This is a genomic window from Actinomyces sp. MRS3W, assembly GCF_032465695.1.
Lineage (GTDB): Bacteria > Actinomycetota > Actinomycetes > Actinomycetales > Actinomycetaceae > Actinomyces.
In genome coordinates this window covers 1-1,439 of sequence record NZ_JAWDJJ010000291.1, presented here as the reverse complement: position 1 = coordinate 1,439, position 1,439 = coordinate 1, and the positions used below count along the sequence as shown (strand labels likewise).

General features: G+C 68.9%; 2 protein-coding genes. Both read right to left on the bottom strand.

Translation table 11 applies throughout. The annotated features are described in order from the left end of the window. Positions 1 to 954 (bottom strand): L-lactate dehydrogenase (locus tag RWX45_RS11160; RefSeq protein ID WP_316023795.1); only part of this gene is annotated, 954 nt, incomplete at its 3' end. 208 nt (positions 955 to 1,162) lie between these two features. Further along, the coding region (locus RWX45_RS11155; protein ID WP_316023794.1) for a helicase C-terminal domain-containing protein at positions 1,163 to 1,439 on the bottom strand (277 nt) is incomplete at its 5' end.

Sequence of the window (1,439 nt, the reverse complement as noted above, 5' to 3'; positions counted from 1 at the left end):
GAGCCGGTCACGCTCGTCGAGCGTGAGCGGCAGCTCCAGGCGGCGGCCGGCGCCCTCGCGGCCGACGATGGTCGGCACCGCCATGCACACGTCGGAGATACCGTGCCAGTTGTTCAGCAGCGGCGAGATGGTGAGCACGCGCTGCTCGTCGTTGAGGATCGCCCCGATGATGCGGGAGACGGCCAGGCCGACGGCGTAGTTGGTCACTCCCTTGCCCTCAATGATGCGGTAGGCGGAGCGGACCACGTCGTGGGCGATGCGGTCGCGCTTGGCCTGGTCGAACACGCCGCCGTCGAGGGTTGTGCCCCACTGGGTGATCGGCACGCCGCCAATCTCGGTGGAGGACCACAGGGCGACCTCGGAGTCGCCGTGCTCGCCGGCGATGTAGCCGTGGATGTTCTGTGTGGCGGTCCCGGTTTCCAGCGAAACCAGGTAGCGCATACGAGCGGTGTCCAGGACCGTACCGGAACCGAAGATCTGGTTCTCGGGAAGCCCCGTGATCTTCTTGGAGCAGTAGGTGACGACGTCGACCGGGTTGGCCACCAGCAGGAAGATGGCGTTGGGGGCAACCTCGACCAGCTTGGGAAGGATCTTCTCCATGATGCCGACGGTCGCACCGGCGAGCTCCAGGCGGGACTGGCCGGGCTTCTGCTTGGCGCCGGCGGTGATGGCAACCACGTCTGCGTCGCGGCAGATTTCTGGGTCATCGGAGCCGGAGACGGCGCCGGCGGAGGTGAACTGGATGCCCTGGGCGATGTCGAGGGCCTCAGCCTCGACCTTCTCCTTGACGATGTCCTGCAGGACGATCTCCCGGGCGACGCCCTTGGTGACGCAGGCGTAGGCGAGTGTGGAGCCAACCGCGCCGGCGCCGATGATGGCGACCTTGGAAGGACGGCCCGAACGGGCCGTGGGGTAAGAGCCTTGGGCGCTGTTGGTAATCGTGGATTCTGACACTGTGTTCCTCCGAATCTGGGGTTGTCAGTCTTGCCAGGTTGGTGAGCAGGCCCACCCACAGGTCAGGGTACGCGGTCGTCCACGACGCCGCACGAGTACGGAGGAAATACTGGCGGAATCGATCCCGGCTCGTATACGCCGGGTTCGGACGCCGTGCCCGACGCCGTGCCCGCCGTGTGCCGGGGGCGAACCTGCAGCGTGCCGCGGGTTAGCCCGCGGCGGCCAGGCGCCCCAGCGCCGCCAGGACAACCTCGCGGTCGCGGGTGGGCCACAGCGGCGGCATGGAACGGGCCAGAAAACTCCCGTAGCGGGCGGTGCGCAGCCGCGGGTCCAGCACGGCGACGACGCCGCGGTCATCGCTTCGGCGCACCAGCCGCCCCGCCCCCTGGGCCAGCAGTAGGGCGGCGTGAGTGGCGGAGACGGCCATGAAGCCATTACCGCCGGCGGCGCTGACGGCCTCGCTGCGCGCCTGGGCGACCGGGTCG